Annotated in this window: 15 protein-coding genes; 5 read left to right on the forward strand and 10 right to left on the reverse strand. The window is 58.9% G+C overall.

The window, feature by feature from the left end; genetic code table 11:
- Positions 1-20: 20 nt before the first annotated feature.
- Together J3D54_RS00975 and ttcA are read right to left on the reverse strand one after the other, a co-directional pair.
- A complete protein-coding gene (locus tag J3D54_RS00975) occupies positions 21-695 on the reverse strand; it encodes a DNA-3-methyladenine glycosylase I (RefSeq protein WP_253416327.1) in 675 nt (224 codons plus the stop codon).
- A gap of 204 nt (positions 696-899) precedes the next feature.
- Positions 900-1,724: a tRNA 2-thiocytidine(32) synthetase TtcA gene (gene ttcA / locus J3D54_RS00980; protein WP_205887121.1), complete on the reverse strand. Its 825-nt coding sequence runs from the start codon at positions 1,722-1,724 to the stop codon at positions 900-902.
- 409 nt (positions 1,725-2,133) lie between these two features.
- On the opposite strand from ttcA, the gene J3D54_RS00985 reads away from it, so the two are divergent.
- On the forward strand, positions 2,134-2,736 hold the full coding sequence (locus tag J3D54_RS00985; RefSeq protein ID WP_253416328.1) for a Yip1 family protein: 603 nt from the start codon (positions 2,134-2,136) through the stop codon (positions 2,734-2,736).
- 148 nt (positions 2,737-2,884) lie between these two features.
- Positions 2,885-3,379 (forward strand): SprT family zinc-dependent metalloprotease, encoded by a 495-nt coding sequence (locus J3D54_RS00990; protein WP_007937535.1) that lies wholly within the window; start codon positions 2,885-2,887, stop codon positions 3,377-3,379.
- A 128-nt stretch (positions 3,380-3,507) separates the two neighbouring features.
- On the opposite strand, the gene J3D54_RS00995 is transcribed toward J3D54_RS00990, so the two are convergent.
- Positions 3,508-4,689, reverse strand: a complete 1,182-nt coding sequence (locus J3D54_RS00995) for a CaiB/BaiF CoA-transferase family protein (protein ID WP_253416329.1) — start codon at positions 4,687-4,689, stop codon at positions 3,508-3,510.
- A gap of 142 nt (positions 4,690-4,831) precedes the next feature.
- Positions 4,832-6,166, reverse strand: coding sequence for a dicarboxylate/amino acid:cation symporter (locus tag J3D54_RS01000; protein WP_253416330.1), 1,335 nt, complete (start codon positions 6,164-6,166; stop codon positions 4,832-4,834).
- Positions 6,167-6,503: 337 nt separating this feature from the next.
- Here J3D54_RS01000 and J3D54_RS01005 point away from each other — a divergent pair, with 337 nt between their 5' ends.
- Entirely contained in the window at positions 6,504-7,502 is a 999-nt protein-coding gene (locus J3D54_RS01005; RefSeq protein ID WP_253416331.1) for an AraC family transcriptional regulator, read from the forward strand.
- A gap of 96 nt (positions 7,503-7,598) precedes the next feature.
- On the opposite strand, the gene J3D54_RS30315 is transcribed toward J3D54_RS01005, so the two are convergent.
- From J3D54_RS30315 to J3D54_RS01030, 6 genes are all read right to left on the reverse strand, one after another.
- Positions 7,599-7,727 carry a hypothetical protein gene (locus tag J3D54_RS30315; RefSeq protein ID WP_301293731.1) on the reverse strand — a complete coding sequence of 43 codons (129 nt, stop codon included), beginning with the start codon at positions 7,725-7,727 and terminating at the stop codon, positions 7,599-7,601.
- A 144-nt stretch (positions 7,728-7,871) separates the two neighbouring features.
- Positions 7,872-9,440, reverse strand: coding sequence for a hypothetical protein (locus J3D54_RS01010; RefSeq protein ID WP_253416332.1), 1,569 nt, complete (start codon positions 9,438-9,440; stop codon positions 7,872-7,874).
- 425 nt (positions 9,441-9,865) lie between these two features.
- Positions 9,866-10,225 carry a DUF6124 family protein gene (locus J3D54_RS01015; protein WP_253416333.1) on the reverse strand — a complete coding sequence of 120 codons (360 nt, stop codon included), beginning with the start codon at positions 10,223-10,225 and terminating at the stop codon, positions 9,866-9,868.
- A 506-nt stretch (positions 10,226-10,731) separates the two neighbouring features.
- Positions 10,732-12,078, reverse strand: coding sequence for an ATP-binding protein (locus J3D54_RS01020; protein ID WP_253416334.1), 1,347 nt, complete (start codon positions 12,076-12,078; stop codon positions 10,732-10,734).
- On the reverse strand, positions 12,075-12,752 hold the full coding sequence (locus J3D54_RS01025) for a response regulator (protein ID WP_253416335.1): 678 nt from the start codon (positions 12,750-12,752) through the stop codon (positions 12,075-12,077). The genes J3D54_RS01020 and J3D54_RS01025 overlap by 4 nt, the downstream gene beginning before the upstream one ends.
- A gap of 233 nt (positions 12,753-12,985) precedes the next feature.
- Positions 12,986-13,588, reverse strand: a complete 603-nt coding sequence (locus J3D54_RS01030) for a porin family protein (protein ID WP_253416336.1) — start codon at positions 13,586-13,588, stop codon at positions 12,986-12,988.
- A 146-nt stretch (positions 13,589-13,734) separates the two neighbouring features.
- Between J3D54_RS01030 and J3D54_RS01035 the strand changes: the two genes are divergently transcribed.
- Both J3D54_RS01035 and J3D54_RS01040 read left to right on the forward strand, forming a co-directional pair.
- Positions 13,735-14,526, forward strand: a complete 792-nt coding sequence (locus J3D54_RS01035; protein ID WP_253416337.1) for a dienelactone hydrolase family protein — start codon at positions 13,735-13,737, stop codon at positions 14,524-14,526.
- 198 nt (positions 14,527-14,724) lie between these two features.
- The gene (locus J3D54_RS01040; RefSeq protein ID WP_253416338.1) at positions 14,725-15,450 is read left to right on the forward strand and encodes a 4'-phosphopantetheinyl transferase; all 726 of its coding nucleotides are present in this window, start codon (positions 14,725-14,727) and stop codon (positions 15,448-15,450) included.
- The last annotated feature ends 29 nt before the right edge of the window (positions 15,451-15,479 follow it).

Below are 15,479 nucleotides of genomic sequence, written 5' to 3' on the forward strand. Positions count from 1 at the left end.
CTTGGGAACGATCATCTTCGTCAGTGATTGACGGTATACGCCAGCATCATCGATAGCTGGCTCATCGGCCGTCCACCGCTCTCTTCGTGCCACTGGTTGAACGCATTCTGCACCGTGGCCAGGTCGCGCAAACTGCTCGGCACTTTGTCGATGATCTGCTGTGCATTCAACGCCGCCACCACGTCGTAGCTCGGCACGAAGGTGTCCTTGCCGACCATCCGCAAGAATCGCGGTGCCGATAACCCGCCCAACTGATGGCCGTGTTTTTTCAGGTAGGTCCACAAGCCGACGATATCAGTCACCGGCCAGTCGGCGAGCAACGCGCCGAAACTGCCTTTCTCATGGGCCACGTCCAGAATGAACTGCGCATTGCGCGGCACGCTCTTGAGCTTGCCCAGGTGGCGGATGATTCGCGCATCCTGCATCAAACGCTCCAGATGTTCGGCGCTCATCAGCACGACTTTTTCCGGGTCGAACTTGAAGAACACTTCTTCGAACGCCGGCCACTTGGCATCCACCAGACTGTGCTTGAGCCCGGCACGGAATACCCGCAACGCCATGGTCGAGAGGTAGCGGTCGTCGCTGATCTTGCGCAATTGCGCCGGGGTCTTGGGAACCGGCAGATGGGCTTCCAGTTCAGCCGCCGAACCGAAGCGGTTCAGACAGTATTCGTGCAGCCACTTGTAATCGCGCATGCCCTCTCCTGAGGATGAAAATGACCTGTGGGAGCGACCTGTGGCGAGGGGGCTTGTCGGACCGCCGCACCGCCCCGTTTGAGTGCGTAGCACTCACAAAATCTTTGGTGCATCAGCGATTTTGGGGCCGCTTCGCAGCCCAACGGGGCGATGCGGCGTTCCGACAAGCCCCCTCACCACAGGCTCGCTCCCACACAATTTGTGTCAGAGATTGACCACGTTGACGAAGCGCGAAGCCGCGGTTTCATCGATCTTGAGGTTGGTGAAATCGAACAGGTTGCGGTCCGCCAGTTGCGACGGGATCACGTTCTGCAGGCTGCGGAAAATGCTCTCGGTGCGGCCCGGGGTCTTGCGTTCCCACTCCTGCAGCATCTCTTTAACCACCTGGCGTTGCAGATTTTCCTGGGAACCGCAGAGGTTGCACGGGATGATCGGGAATTGCTTGAGGTCCGAGTAGGCCTGGATGTCTTTTTCGTTGCAGTAGGCCAGCGGGCGGATCACCACGTTGCGCCCGTCGTCGGCCCGCAGCTTTGGCGGCATGGCCTTGAGCGAACCATTGAAGAACATGTTCAGGAAGAACGTCTCGACAATGTCGTCACGGTGATGACCAAGGGCCATTTTGGTCGCGCCGATTTCATCGGCAAAGGTGTAGAGCGTGCCACGACGCAGGCGCGAGCACAGCGAGCAAGTGGTCTTGCCTTCCGGGATCAGCTCCTTGACCACCGAGTAAGTGTCTTTCTCGACGATGTGGTACTCGATGCCCAGTTCTTTGAGGTAGGCCGGCAGCACGTGCTCGGGAAAGCCTGGCTGCTTCTGGTCCATGTTCACGGCGACGATCTCGAACTTGATCGGGGCGACTTTCTGCAAATGCATCAACACATCGAGCATGGTGTAGCTGTCCTTGCCACCGGACAGGCAGACCATGACCTTGTCGCCGTCTTCAATCATGTTGAAATCGGCAACAGCCTCACCGGCCTGGCGGCGAAGGCGCTTTTGCAGTTTGTTCTGGTTGACCGTAAGAGTGCCCATGACGCGAAATCCGTGAGGTGTGACGAAGGGCCGGCATTTTACGCAAAAACCCGTCACTTGTGGCGAGGGGGCTTGTCGGAACGCCGCATCGCCCCGTTCGGCTGCGCAGCCGTCGTAAATCTAACACTGCGGTATCTTCCGGAAAATATGGTCGACCGATTTGGGGCCACTTCGTGACCCAACGGGGGCAAGCCCCCTCGCCACAGAGTTCAACAGGCACAGACCCATCGGCGATTACCCATCACATTTACAGCGCGATTCGCTCTAAAGCCCTCGCACTATTGCAAGTAACTCCTTTCTATACTGCGACATAAGGTCGCATACGTATTCAGACCTGTTCTTACCTGGCCACTTTGGCCCGTAAGCGCTCCGCTGGGGGGCGATGGCAACAACAAGAGGAGTGACTGGCATGATCCATCACGTAGTGGGGCTCTTCACCCACCCTGACCAGGAATGGAAAGAAATCCGTGGCGACCAGGAGGAAAGCATCAGCCACATGTACCTGACGCACACCCTGATTCTGGCGGCGATCCCCGCCGTATCGGCGTTTATCGGCACCACGCAAGTCGGCTGGGTCATCGGTAATCGAGCGCCCGTCATGTTAACCACGGAAAGCGCGCTATGGATGACTATCATGTCGTACCTGGCGATGCTCGGCGGTGTCGCGGTGATGGGCGCCTTCATTCACTGGATGGCCCGCACCTATGACGCCAACCCGAGCCTTGCACGCTGTGTCGCGTTCGCCACGTACACCGCCACCCCACTGTTCGTCGGCGGCCTGGCGGCGCTATACCCGCACCTTTGGCTGGGGATGATCGTCGGCACGGCGGCCGTCTGCTACACGGTGTACCTGTTGTATGTGGGGCTACCAACGTTCATGAACATCCCATCGGACGAGGGGTTCCTGTTTTCGAGCTCGGTGCTCGCCGTAGGACTGGTGGTGCTGGTGGCCATCATGGCGTTCACCGTGATTGTCTGGGGCCTGGGCGTGGGCCCCGTCTATACCAACTGACAACCGATCGCCCACATAAATACACGTTCCGCCACTACAGGCCGCCGCAAGGCGGCCTTCTAATGCGAGCAACGACCATTCAGCGCCTGAGCGATTCGCAAGCCCTCGGGGTTGCGGCATACTCGACATCCTTGGAGACCCATCAAGCATGCCCGAGCAACTCAATACCCGCGTCGAAGACTGTTTCCTGCAAGCCGAATCCTTTTTCAAACGACCTTTCAAACGCCCCGTGGTGAGCCTCAAGCTGCGCGGGCAAAAAGCCGGTGTCGCGCATTTGCACGAGAATCTGCTGCGCTTCAACCCGCAGCTGTATCGGGAAAACACCGAAGATTTCCTCAAGCAGACCGTGGCGCATGAAGTCGCGCACCTGATCGCCCATCAACTGTTCGGCGACCGCATCCAGCCCCATGGCGAAGAATGGCAACTGATCATGCGCGGCGTCTACGAACTGCCGCCCAACCGCTGCCACACCTATGACGTCAAACGCCGCAGCGTGACCCGCTACATCTACAAATGCCCGTGCGCCGACAGCGATTTCCCGTTTTCGGCCCAGCGCCATAGCCTGGTACGTCAGGGGCGGCGGTATTTGTGTCGGCGTTGTCGCAGTACGTTGGTGTTCAGTGGGGAAATGCGGGTCGAGTAATTTGTGGTGTTTCGGCCGGCCCCATCGCGGGCAAGCCCGCTCCCACAAGGATCTCTGGTGTGCAAAATATTGTGTACGACGCAGATCATGTGGGAGCGGGCTTGCCCGCGATGGGGCCGGGACAGACGCTAGATAACCACTTTGGCACGCCGCAACGCTTCGATCCGCTGCGCACTAAACCCCAACTCCCCCAACACCTGATCCGTATGCTGCCCCAGCCGGACGCCAATGTGCCGCGGCTCAGGCAACCCCGCTGAAAACTTCAACGGGCAGGCCATCTGCGCCTGGGTCGAGCCATCGCCCCGCGGCACCTCAGCCACCAATTCCCGCGCCTTCAACTGCGGATGCCCAACCGCTTCGCCCAGGCTCAACACCGGCTCGACACACGCATCGACCCCGGCAAACAGCTCGCACAACCAGGCAAAGTCGTGTTTTTCGAACTCAATGTTCAGCGCATCCTTGAGTGCCTGTTGCCGGGCAGGTTCGGATGACAGCCCCTCGGCCGCCAGTTCCGGACGGCCCAGCGCCGTGCACAGTTGCTGCATGAACCCCGGTTCCAGGCTGCCCACCGATAACCAGCGGCCATCGCGCGACCGGTAGTAGTCGTAGAAACTGCCGCCGTTGAGCATTTGGTCTTCCCTGCCCGGCTCCACGCCACAGGCCAGGTACCCGGCACCGGCCATGGCGTTCAGGCTGAAGGCGCAGTCGGTCATGCTCACGTCCAGATGCTGCCCCTGCCCTGTCTGCTGGCGTGCAATCACCGCCGCCAGCAACCCGATCACCCCATGCAATGAACCGCCCGCGACATCCGCCACCTGCATGCCCAACGGCAGCGGGCCGCTGTCGGCGCGACCGGTGTAGCTCGCAAGTCCCGCCAGCGCCAGGTAGTTGATGTCGTGGCCGGCGCGGTCCTTGTAAGGGCCGGTCTGGCCGTAACCGGTAATCGACACGTAGATCAGCCGCGGATTGATCGCCTTCAAGGCCTCATAACCCAAACCCAAGCGTTCCATCACACCGGGGCGGAACTGCTCCAGCACGATGTCGTAGTCCGCAAGCAACTGCTTGATCACGTCCAGCGCCTCGGGCTGCTTGAGGTCCAGCGCCAGGCTGCGCTTGTTGCGATTGAGGTACGCGTGGCTGGCCGACACCCCGTGATCGTGCGGCGGCCACACCCGCAGCAAATCCATGCGGGCCGGCGATTCGATGCGCAGTACCTCGGCGCCCATGTCCGCCAACAGCAACGAGGCGAACGGCCCCGGCAGCAGTGTAGAGAAATCCAGAACCTTGAGTGATGCCAGTGGACCGAGCATGAGCGTTCTCCTGTGCGATCCCCCAAGCCTAGGCAGCCTGGGACATTGCAGCAATCACCTGATGCGCCAGTGACGCTGACCGTTACGCTCAAATCGCAGGGATGAAAAACCCGCCGAAGCGGGTTTTTCATTACAACAAGGCTTACTTGGCGTTCGTCGGGGTTGCCCCTTCGACGTGGCCCAAAACATCGTCTTTAGGCTCGTCGGCAATGCCGCGACCGCCCGAGGCCAGCTCCGATTGCAGCACGTCGGTGTCCAGTTCCTTGACCCACTTGGCCACAACAATGGTGGCAACCGCGTTACCGACCAGGTTAGTCAGCGCACGGGCTTCGGACATGAAACGGTCGATACCGAGGATCAGCGCCAGGCCGGCAACCGGCAGGTGGCCAACAGCGGACAAGGTAGCGGCCAGTACGATGAAGCCACTACCGGTCACGCCAGCAGCGCCTTTAGAGGACAGCAGCAACACCACCAGCAGAGTGATCTGGTGAGTGATGTCCATGTGGGTGTCGGTTGCCTGAGCAATGAACACCGCCGCCATGGTCAGGTAGATCGCCGTACCGTCGAGGTTGAACGAGTAACCGGTCGGGATCACCAGACCTACCACGGATTTCTGCGCGCCCAGACGCTCCATCTTGATCAACATGCGTGGCAGTACCGACTCCGAAGAGGAAGTACCCAGTACGATCAGCAGTTCTTCACGGATGTAGCGAATCACTTTCAGCACGCTGAAGCCGTGAGCGCGAGCGATACCGCCCAGCACCACCAGAATGAACAGCAGACAGGTGATGTAGAAGCAGGCCATCAGCTGACCCAGTTGCACCAGCGAACCCACACCGTAGGCACCGATGGTGAACGCCATGGCACCCAAGGCACCGAGTGGCGCGAGCTTCATGATCATATTGATGATGTTGAACATCACGTGGGCGAAGCGATCGATGAAGTCCAGGATCGGCTTGCCGTAAGACCCCAGGCGATGCAGGGCGAAACCGAAGATCACCGAGAACATCAGCACTTGCAGGATATCGCCGGTGGCGAAGGCGCCGAAGATGGTGTTCGGGATCACGTTCAGCAGGAAGCCAACGACGCTTTGATCAGCACCGGCTGCAACATATTGAGCGACTTTGGACGCATCCAGCGTGGTCACGTCGATGTGCATGCCGGCACCCGGCTGGACGATGTTGACCACCACCAGACCGACCAGCAACGCGATGGTCGAAACGATTTCGAAGTACAACAGCGCGTAACCGCCGGTTTTGCCGACCGACTTCATGTTCTGCATGCCCGCGATACCGCTGACGACGGTGCAGAAAATGATGGGCGCGATGATCATTTTGATCAGTTTGATGAACCCGTCACCCAGCGGCTTGAGGGCCACACCAGTCTGTGGGTAGAAGTGACCGACCAGAATGCCGATGGCGATGGCAACGATCACCTGAAAATACAGGGATTTGTACAGTGGCTGACGAGTCGTCATTGCAAAGTTCCTCAAGAGCGTCCGGTGACAACATCCATCTGTTGCCCAAGACACTTCAATTGCGAACCCTCCTGCACTGGAGGGATTTGTTTTGTCGAGCTGCGCAACGGCAGGCATCTGCTCGTTGTATCGCAAGGCCCGTGCCACATTCACCAAAAAGCCTGCGAGCCTTTTGACATCAAGGGTTACAGGTTTCTTTTGGCCACCAACCCGTACAACCATGTGGCGGATTTCCGCCAACCCGCCTGACCTCGTCCTGCAATTTGGCGGATATCCGCCTTGTTCATCATCGATGGGCACCGCTACCATCCATTGCTCAGTGGACGGACCTGCCCTCATGCGTGAACGCACCATCGCCAGCCATTTCGCCCGTGCCGCCCTCGGCGGCGCGCGCCGACGTGGCTACGACTATTCGAGCCTGCTGCAGCAACTGGGGGTCAGCCCCGAGCTGCTTGAAGAACCGCGCGCCCGAATCGCGCCTGAGCAGTTCACCCGGTTGATCCAGGGTTTGTGGCTGGCCCTGGACGACGAATACCTGGGCTTCGGTCAGGCGCCGAGCAAACCCGGCAGCTTCGCCATGATGTGCCACGCGGTGATCCACTGCCGCACGCTGGAGAAAGCACTCAATCGCGGCCTGTTGTTTTACAGCCTGTTTCCCGGGGCGCCGCGTCTGACTCTGAGCCGCGAAGGCGAGATGATTCGCCTGAGTCTCGACGATTCGCCGCTGTGGGACCCGGACCACTTCCTCAGCGAAAGCCTGTTGGTGATCTGGCATCGGTTCGGCAGCTGGCTGATCGGCCAGCGCATTCGTCTGGAGCAAGCCACCTTCAGCTATCCGAGGCCCGAGCACGGGGCCGAATACGACTTGCTGTTTGCCTGCCCGCTAACGTTCGATACTACTCAGAGTAGCCTGCTGTTCCACAGCCGCTACCTGAACATGCCGCTGTTGCAGGACGAACGAACCCTCAAGCACTTTCTCGAACGCTCCCCCGCCGACCTGCTGTCACGCCCCGACGAAGGCGATAGCCTGAGCAGCCAGTTGCGGCGCTTGCTCAGCCGCGACAGCGCACGCTGGCCGGACCTGGAAGCGGTGGCCGCGCACCTGCACATCAGCCCGCAAACCTTGCGTCGGCATTTACGTGAGGAAGGCACGAGCTTTCAGGAATTGAAGGATCAGTTGCGCCGGGATATAGCGATTTATCACCTGGGGCGGGCGGATCTGTCGTTGCAACAGATTGCCGAGCAACTGGGGTTTTCCGAGCCGTCGGCGTTTCACCGGGCGTTCAAGAAGTGGACGGGGTTGACGCCGGGGGCCTATCGCGCCCAAGAGAATTGATGGTGTACTCACCGCATAACTGTGCAGCTAGACAGGCTGTTGTGGCGAGGGAGCTTGCTCCCTCGCCACAATAAGTGCTCTCACCACAGACTTTCGTCAGCCTTGCGGATCAAGGTTATCCAGCACTCGGTTGACGGCCAGCTCACCGAGCATGACCACCGATTGAATCCCCAACATCATGTTGCGATGTGGCATGTCCATTAACCCGGCGAATTCACTGAGCATCACGCTCGCTGACGCCAGGGATTCGCAGGCGTTGACCAGCAACGGAATATATAAATGCGTCCCCTTTTCTATGGATCAAAAGCAAAAATGCCAGCCGGCTTAACTGACTGGCATTATCCCCTTTTGCCCCTTTTCTCTTTCCTCTTATGAAATCAAACTAATTTTATCCACATAAAAAGAGTCACTGGTACCGAAATTATCTATAACAATTTGTTCGATTCCTGGAATAGTGAACGAAATTTGTTTAGCGTCGCGGGGAGGTAGAAATGGAAGCGTCTCCAGGAGATTTCCCTTTCCATCGTAGCTATGAGCGGAGGATCCAACGTAATCTACATACCGGTACATAAAACTCACTTGGGAGCAGATTTTTTTTAACTTAAGGCTTATTTGACTTCGAGCATTACCATTAAATAGAACTCTTCCATTTGGACCGTTATCAGGAAGAAAAGCGGACTCTGCAATACCAACAGCACCCAATATAACGCTCATGACCATAGTGTCCGCATCGTATATTTCCCCTGCAGTAAAACCTCTCAATGGCCAGGTTTCAAAATCTTCGAAACTCGTGTCCCTCCCAATCACCTGCGCCTCAGCCGCTTCGGAAACACCAATAACCTTCCCTTCCCTGATCTGCTCGTAAACGACACTCACTTTACTATCGGCAATGACTTTGACGCTGGGAATGTCCACCGACATTTGCCCCGGCACTGGCCCGATCGTCAGTGTCACCTCATAGGTGGCCACCACGGTGCCGTTGCTGTCCACAGCGGTGAACATCAGGTGGATCTCATCCCCCGCCTGCCAGACTTTCTGAATCAAATGGATCAACGCCCACAACGGCCCTCCCTTCATCTTGTCCAGGTCTACGACGGCCGGGTCGTCATTGTTCTCAGTCAGGATCTCGCGAAGGATCGGCATCTCCAGCTCGTTTCGGTCGAGATGAACGTCAATCAAGCATGACTTCGACCAAAATTTCTGCGGATTGAACACGCCCGTCAATGACGTACCTGAAAAATCACCCACCTGACTGATCACGTTGTATTTGAACGCGAATTGCGGATCGTTCGGGGCATGGGCGAAATCGGCAGCATAAAGGGTGCGGACGATCGGCTTCGTTTCGGGATTCGGATCCTGCAGAGTCGGTGCGATCTGATGAGTGATGACTTTACCGCCACAGTCAATGGACAACGAGTCATACAGCTGCTTGCCTGGATAATCCAGTATCACGCGCACGCCCGCTGCCGCCTCGGCGGGGCCGACACTCTTCGGGTTGACATCAATATTCAACAACAAATTACCAGCGTTGGGATCCGGATCATTGCCAGCGGGATCAGCGAGGGAGTGCAGCACAACCAACTCTGCCGAATCCTCGTTGCCCGACTGTCGCGTGACCGTGCACTTCAGTGTATTGATTCCGTTCGAGAGCATCCCCACCGGCAAGCGAAACTCGAGCGGTGTCACTGCATCCTTGGTGACATCGGTGGACAGCGCCAGCGGAAGATTATTGAGGTAGAGCCGCCCGGTTTCATTGCTCGCCTGGCCCTGATATGGCCCCAGCAACACCAACAAACCCAGTGGATCCGCGTAGTAATTGACTCTGGATAATCCAACCTGGGCGTCCGGGTGATTGATCGGATAGGTCTGTCGCGGAATGTAGGGCAACGTCAGGGCCAGGACGGCGATGGAGCCGGAGTTGAAGGCAGGGTTGTTCATGGCACAGGGCTCGTTGGCAGTTGGGTGATGAGCCATCAAAACCTTGTTGCGATGAAGTCGGCTACTGTCAAATCTGATAGGTGACGGCACCTTTAAGACGAACGGTCATCCGCCGAAGGCGGTTTTCACACTGATCGAGTAGGAGGTTGCGCTTGCGCGCAACGCGCCATGCCTGACGAACCGAAAACAAAGACGGCCCTCTCGGGCCGTTTCTCATTTTGCTCATGCACAGATGCTGTTGTGGCGAGGGAGCTTGTCGGATCACCGCACCGTCCCGCTGGGTTGCGAAACGGTCCCAAAATCTGCAATCGCAGGTTTTCAGGTACACCGCATACACCGGTTTTGCGACTGCTGCGCCCAGACGCGGGTCGGCCGGCGGGAGCAAGCTCCTTCGCCACAGATGCTCAATAACTTGAGGTCTGGTGTCAGGCAGGTGGATCGAGGTTATCCAGCACTCGGTTGACGGCCAACTCACCGAGCATGACCACCGATTGAATCCCCAACATCATGTTGCGACGTGGCATGTCCATCAACCCGGCGAACTCACTGAGCATCACGCTCGCTGACGCCAGGGATTCGCAGGCGTTGACCAGCAGGGTTTCGTTATCGACCTTCGCACCGACATGGTAAATGGTGCTGGGTTTGCGCTTGGTGTCTTTGGGGGTGGGCGGTTTGAGGTAGTGGTCGAGGGCGCGGTCGGCGGCTTCGTGGAGTTTTTTGGAATCGAGGGATTCGTAGGGGGAGACGTCGTCGGGTGCCGGTGGATTGGGTGTTGGTTTGAACATAGATAAAGCCTCCTAGAGTCATGGAGCCGCCACTGTTCGCTGCGAGACGAAAGAAGGTGGCAGCTATACGCGAGTCGCAGACCGGGACTCTAGAACCGGCAGACCCGAAGGTCTCCCACGTACAGCCGCCATAACATGAACGGAGGATGTTGTGCGTCTAGAGATACACGGGCTGCGAGACCCGATCGCTGTTTTTCAGCGACAGGGAAACGATATAGCCCGACCTCAAGGCGCACTAGCCGGCGGATTCTGGCGTAGTCGTAGGTAACGGCGCAAGGATGTGTAGTCTGGGTGAGTGTCTGGAAGTGTCGGTTAAACAGTGCTTGTTTAGCGATCTGACACCGAGCTTTGTGGTGGCTGTACCGGCCTCATCGCGGGCAAGCCCGCTCCCACAGGTATTTGCTTTGACCAAAGGATTTGTGGACGACATCGATCACTGTGGGAGCGGCGGTGCGGCGATCCGGCTTGCCCGCGATGAGGCCCGAAAGAACACCCTCAAACCCGGATCAAACCACCGAAAAATGAATCCGAAACGCCGCCCCGCCCATCGGCGAATCCCCCAGCGTCAGCTTGGCGCTGTAGCTTTCGATGATGTCCTTGACCACCGCCAAGCCAATCCCCTGCCCCGGATGCTGGCGATCCAGCCGCTCGCCGCGCTCGAGAATCCGCGCGCGTTGGTCCGGTGGTACGCCGGGGCCATCGTCTTCAATGCAAAGCTCAATGCCACTGAGGGTTTCGCGCACGCTGATGCGCACTTCGCCCAGGCACAGGCGATAGGCGTTTTCCAGCAGATTGCCCATCATTTCCAGCAAGGCGCCCTGCTCGATCGGCACGTAGCACTGATCCGGCAGGTCGATAGCGACCCGCACGCGTTTGTCGCGGTAGACCTTGTCCAGGGTGTCGCAGAGGCTTTGCAGCACCGGCCGCAGGCGCACCTGATGGCGCACCAGACCGCTTTTGCGCAGGCTGGCCCGTTGCAGTTGATAGCTGATCTGCTGGCTCATGCGTTCGATCTGGGTTTGCAGCACACGGGCCTGATCGCGCTCTTGCGGCTTTTGCGCCATGTCTTCGCTGACCCCTTGCAACACCGCCAGCGGGGTTTTCAGGCTGTGGGCCAGGTCGTCGAGAGAGTCGCGATAACGGCTGCGCTGTTCACGCTCGCTTTGCAGCAAACGGTTGAGCGAGCCGGTCAGGCGCAACAGTTCGCGCGGGTGTTGTTCGCTGAGGCTTTCGCGGGTGCCGCTTTCGATCTGGTCCAGCTCCTGGCTCAGCCGGCTCAACGCCTGCAGCCCCCAGGTCAGACCGACCCAGAGCAAGACGAGCAATACCAACAACGCGGCACCGAAGCCCAGGTAGAGGTTTTCCCGCAGGCCTTCGAGGGTGACTTCGTATTCGCGCACCGGTTGCAGCGCGACAATGCTGAACGCTGCGCTTTTGCCGCCGAGCAGCTTGACCTCGACGTCATAGACGAAGAACTCTTCACCGTTAGCCTCGCGAATTCTCGCGAACTCGTTGCCGCGCCCGTCGTAACGCGGCTTGTAGTTGATGTTCTCTTCCTGGGTGGCTTTCGAACGCCAGACCAGGTGACCTTCGCGGTCATAGATGTAGCCGAGCAAACGGCTGTCGGTGAGGTTGAAACGCTCATCAGGCAACTGCGCCGGCATCTGCAAGCGATTGTTATCCACCCGGGCGGCGGAGATCAGCGTGGTGACGTCCGACGCCAGACGCTGCTCGATGGAGTCCTGCAACGCCAGGCTGAACGCGCCCTGCATCGCGGGCAACAACGCCAGCATGAACAATACCGCCAGGGTGGTGGCGGCAAGCATCAAGCGGACACGAAGGGAACGAATCAAGTGCAGCGCTCATTAAACAGGTAGCCAAGGCCACGCACGGTATCGATCGGTTTGAACCCGGCCGGGCCTTCGAGTTTACGGCGCAAGCGGCCGACCAGCACTTCGATGACGTTCGGATCGCGCTCGTCGTCGTCCGGATAGAGCTGCTCCATCAAGCGGTCCTTGGCCACCACTTGCTGGTGATGCCGCATCAGGTATTCGAGGATCCGGTATTCGTAGGCGGTCAGCGCCAGCGGTTGGTCATCGAGGGATGCCTGTTTGCGATTGAGGTCCAGCAGCAAAGGACCGGCGACGATGGTCGACTGGGTGAAACCGCTGGAGCGGCGCAGCAAGGCATTGAGCCGGGCGTCCAGCTCTTCGAACTGGAACGGCTTGACCACATAGTCGTCGGCGCCGGCAGCGAGGCCTTCGACCTTGTCTTGCCAGTTGCCGCGCGCGGTGAGGATCAGGATCGGAAATGTCTTGCCCTGGGAGCGCAACTGACGAATCAGGTCGAGCCCGCCCATGCCCGGCAGGCCGAGGTCGACCACCGCCAGGTCATGGTTGAACTGCTCGGCCTGATGCAGCGCATCAATGGCGTTGGCCACGGCCTCGACCACGTGGCCGCTGTCCGTCAAACGGGTTTGCAGGTGATGGCGCAGCAGCGCTTCATCTTCGACGACCAGCAATTTCATAAGGCTCTCCGGGGCAAATCAACATCTCCAGAGGTACAGTTTCGCACCTCGATGGCTGACAGGGCGACACCCGCCAGTTAAGCCGCAGAACCTGTGGGAGCGGGCTTGCCCGCGAAGACGGCGGTACAGTCAACATTGATGTCGCCTGACACACCGCTTTCGCGGGCAAGCCCGCTCCCACAGGGATTTCGCTTAACTGAGGGGCATTGGCGTGCGCCCTCACAAAACACGTTTTAGAAAACGTAGTTGGCAGACAGGTACGTCTGGGCGCTGCTGGTCAAGTCCAACGAACCCTGTTTGCTGCCGCCGCGCTCGCTCATCTCAGTACTGGCGTTGCTGCGCAGGTAACGGTAACCCAGCTCGACCGAGGTGTTTTGTGAAACTTGCTGCAGTACACCCACCTGGCCGCCAATGGCGTAACCGATATCGCTGTCGCGGCTGAAACCTGGCGATTCCTGGGTCATTTTGGTCAAACCGGCCGTGGCACCGCCGAACAGTTTGGTGCTGCCACCCACTGGGTAAAACAGATCGTAGCTGCCCAGCAGGTTTTCCTGACGCAGTTTAATGCCATTATGCGAGCCCGACACGTTGTCGTAAGTGGCGTAGTAGCGGCCCTGGCTGTCTTGCTGGCCCACACGCAAACCCCAGGTGTTGTCCTTGTCGATCACACCGTCGGCGTTCGGGTGGTTGAGGTTGTCGTTCAAGGCGTTGGATTTTTTAACCTTGTCGCTGGTCTGGCCAAAGGTCAGGCCGGCAAAATTGGTGGTGTCGGCGTGGGCGGCAACACTGGCGCCCATCACGGTGAAAGCCAGCAGCAGTTTTTTCAATGCAGTCATTGGGGCATTTCCTCATGCGCTATGTGCTTTTTGGGTACGGGGCAAGGTTACTGACCGCACCCTGTACTGCCCCTGAACGCACGCTGAACCTGAGCTGAATCAAATCGACTACGCTGTTCTGACGTTTTTTAATAAGGAGATTAACCATGCGTGTATTTCTCGCCCTTGTATTACTGGCCGTGAGCGGGCTCAGCCAGGCCGCCATCAAGACCCAGGAAATTCCCTATCAGAGTGCCGACGGCACCAAGCTGATTGGCTATTACGCCTACGACGACGCCATTAAAGGCCCACGCCCGGGTGTGGTGGTGGTGCATGAATGGTGGGGGCTCAACGACTACGCCAAGCGGCGCGCCCGCGATCTGGCCGGTCTGGGTTACAGCGCGCTGGCGATCGACATGTATGGCGACGGCAAAAACACCGAACACCCCAAGGACGCCATGGCGTTCATGCAAGCAGCGTCGAAGGACAGTGCCGCGGCCAGCGCGCGGTTTCAGGCCGGGCTCGATTTGCTGAAGAAACAGCCGCAGACCGATCCAGCCAAACTGGCGGCCATCGGTTATTGCTTCGGCGGCAAGGTGGTGCTGGATGCGGCACGTCAGGGCTTGCCGCTGGCGGGCGTGGTGAGTTTCCACGGTGCGCTGGCGACCGATACGCCGGCGGTGCCTGGCAGTGTGAAAGCGAAAATCCTGGTGGAGCATGGCGCGCAGGACAGCATGGTGACGGCGGAAAACGTGACGGCGTTCAAGGCGGAAATGGACAAGGCCGGCGCCGACTATAAATTCGTCAGCCTCGAAGGCGCCAAGCATGGGTTCAGCAACCCTGATGCGGATCGTCTGAGCCATGGCGATCATGGCGGGCCGGACATTGGTTACAACAAGGCTGCCGATGAGAAGTCGTGGGCGGACATGCAGGCGTTTTTCAAGAAGATTTTTGGCTGATCAGATAGACCTCTGTGGCGAGGGGGCTTGCCCCCGTTCGGCTGCGAAGCAGTCGTAAACCCGATCAACGCAGTGTGTCTATCGACATGCGATTGTAGGTTTTGGGGCTGCTTCGCCGCCCAACGGGGGCAAGCCCCCTCGCCACAAAAGCCCTGCTGCCACTACCCAGCCATTGAGCTAATCGGCAAAATGCCCGTCATGAATCCCATCCCCGCCCTGCCCGCCTGCTGCACCCCGCTCGACGCCCATTGGCCGCTGCCGTTTGTGCTGCCCGATACGGTCCTGCTGGGCACCCGCTTCGATACCAAGCAACTGGCCAGCGATGATTTCCAGCGCAGCGCCATTGAGCCGCCCGCGAGCATCCAGCGTTCGGTGGCCAAGCGCCAGGCCGAGTTTCTCGCCGGGCGAGTCTGCGCTCGGGCCGCGTTGCAACAACTGGAAGGGCTGAGCTTCATTCCGGCCATCGGCGACGACCGCGCACCGGTGTGGCCAGCGCATATCACCGGTTCGATCACCCACAGCACTGGCCGGGCCGCAGCGATTGTCGCGAACAAGGCCCATTGGCGCGGTTTGGGGATGGACCTGGAAAACCTGCTTGAGGCAGAACGGGCCGAACGCCTGGCCGGGGAAATTCTCACCAGGCCTGAGTTACAGCGTATGGCCACCGGGGCTCGCGATCAGCTGGCGATGGTAGTAACGCTGACGTTTTCGGTGAAAGAAAGCCTGTTCAAGGCGCTCTACCCGATCGTCCAAAAACGCTTCTATTTCGAGCACGCCGAAGTGCTGGAGTGGAGCGAGGGCGGTGAAGTGCGGTTGCGACTGCTGACCGACCTGTCCAGTGAATGGCGCAGCGGCACTGAGCTGGATGCACAGTTTACGGTGATGGATGGGCAGTTGTTGAGTCTGGTCAGTATCAAGGCCTGAAGACTTTCAGTGTTTGGAATGGCCTCATC

This window comes from Pseudomonas sp. GGS8, from assembly GCF_024168645.1.
Taxonomy (GTDB): domain Bacteria; phylum Pseudomonadota; class Gammaproteobacteria; order Pseudomonadales; family Pseudomonadaceae; genus Aquipseudomonas.

Bases quoted from the DNA above. Each gene is read 5' to 3' on its own strand.
- J3D54_RS00985 (WP_253416328.1), top strand. From the start codon at position 2,134: ATGATCCATCACGTAGTGGGGCTCTTCACCCACCCTGACCAGGAATGG.
- J3D54_RS01010 (WP_253416332.1), bottom strand. From the start codon at position 9,440: ATGAACAACCCTGCCTTCAACTCCGGCTCCATCGCCGTCCTGGCCCTG.
- J3D54_RS01040 (WP_253416338.1), top strand. From the start codon at position 14,725: ATGAATCCCATCCCCGCCCTGCCCGCCTGCTGCACCCCGCTCGACGCC.
- J3D54_RS01000 (WP_253416330.1), bottom strand. From the start codon at position 6,166: ATGACGACTCGTCAGCCACTGTACAAATCCCTGTATTTTCAGGTGATC.
- ttcA (WP_205887121.1), bottom strand. From the start codon at position 1,724: ATGGGCACTCTTACGGTCAACCAGAACAAACTGCAAAAGCGCCTTCGC.
- J3D54_RS01015 (WP_253416333.1), bottom strand. From the start codon at position 10,225: ATGTTCAAACCAACACCCAATCCACCGGCACCCGACGACGTCTCCCCC.
- J3D54_RS00990 (WP_007937535.1), top strand. From the start codon at position 2,885: ATGCCCGAGCAACTCAATACCCGCGTCGAAGACTGTTTCCTGCAAGCC.
- J3D54_RS01035 (WP_253416337.1), top strand. From the start codon at position 13,735: ATGCGTGTATTTCTCGCCCTTGTATTACTGGCCGTGAGCGGGCTCAGC.
- J3D54_RS01030 (WP_253416336.1), bottom strand. From the start codon at position 13,588: ATGACTGCATTGAAAAAACTGCTGCTGGCTTTCACCGTGATGGGCGCC.
- J3D54_RS01025 (WP_253416335.1), bottom strand. From the start codon at position 12,752: ATGAAATTGCTGGTCGTCGAAGATGAAGCGCTGCTGCGCCATCACCTG.
- J3D54_RS30315 (WP_301293731.1), bottom strand. From the start codon at position 7,727: ATGCTCAGTGAATTCGCCGGGTTAATGGACATGCCACATCGCAACATG.
- J3D54_RS00975 (WP_253416327.1), bottom strand. From the start codon at position 695: ATGCGCGATTACAAGTGGCTGCACGAATACTGTCTGAACCGCTTCGGT.
- J3D54_RS01005 (WP_253416331.1), top strand. From the start codon at position 6,504: ATGCGTGAACGCACCATCGCCAGCCATTTCGCCCGTGCCGCCCTCGGC.
- J3D54_RS00995 (WP_253416329.1), bottom strand. From the start codon at position 4,689: ATGCTCGGTCCACTGGCATCACTCAAGGTTCTGGATTTCTCTACACTG.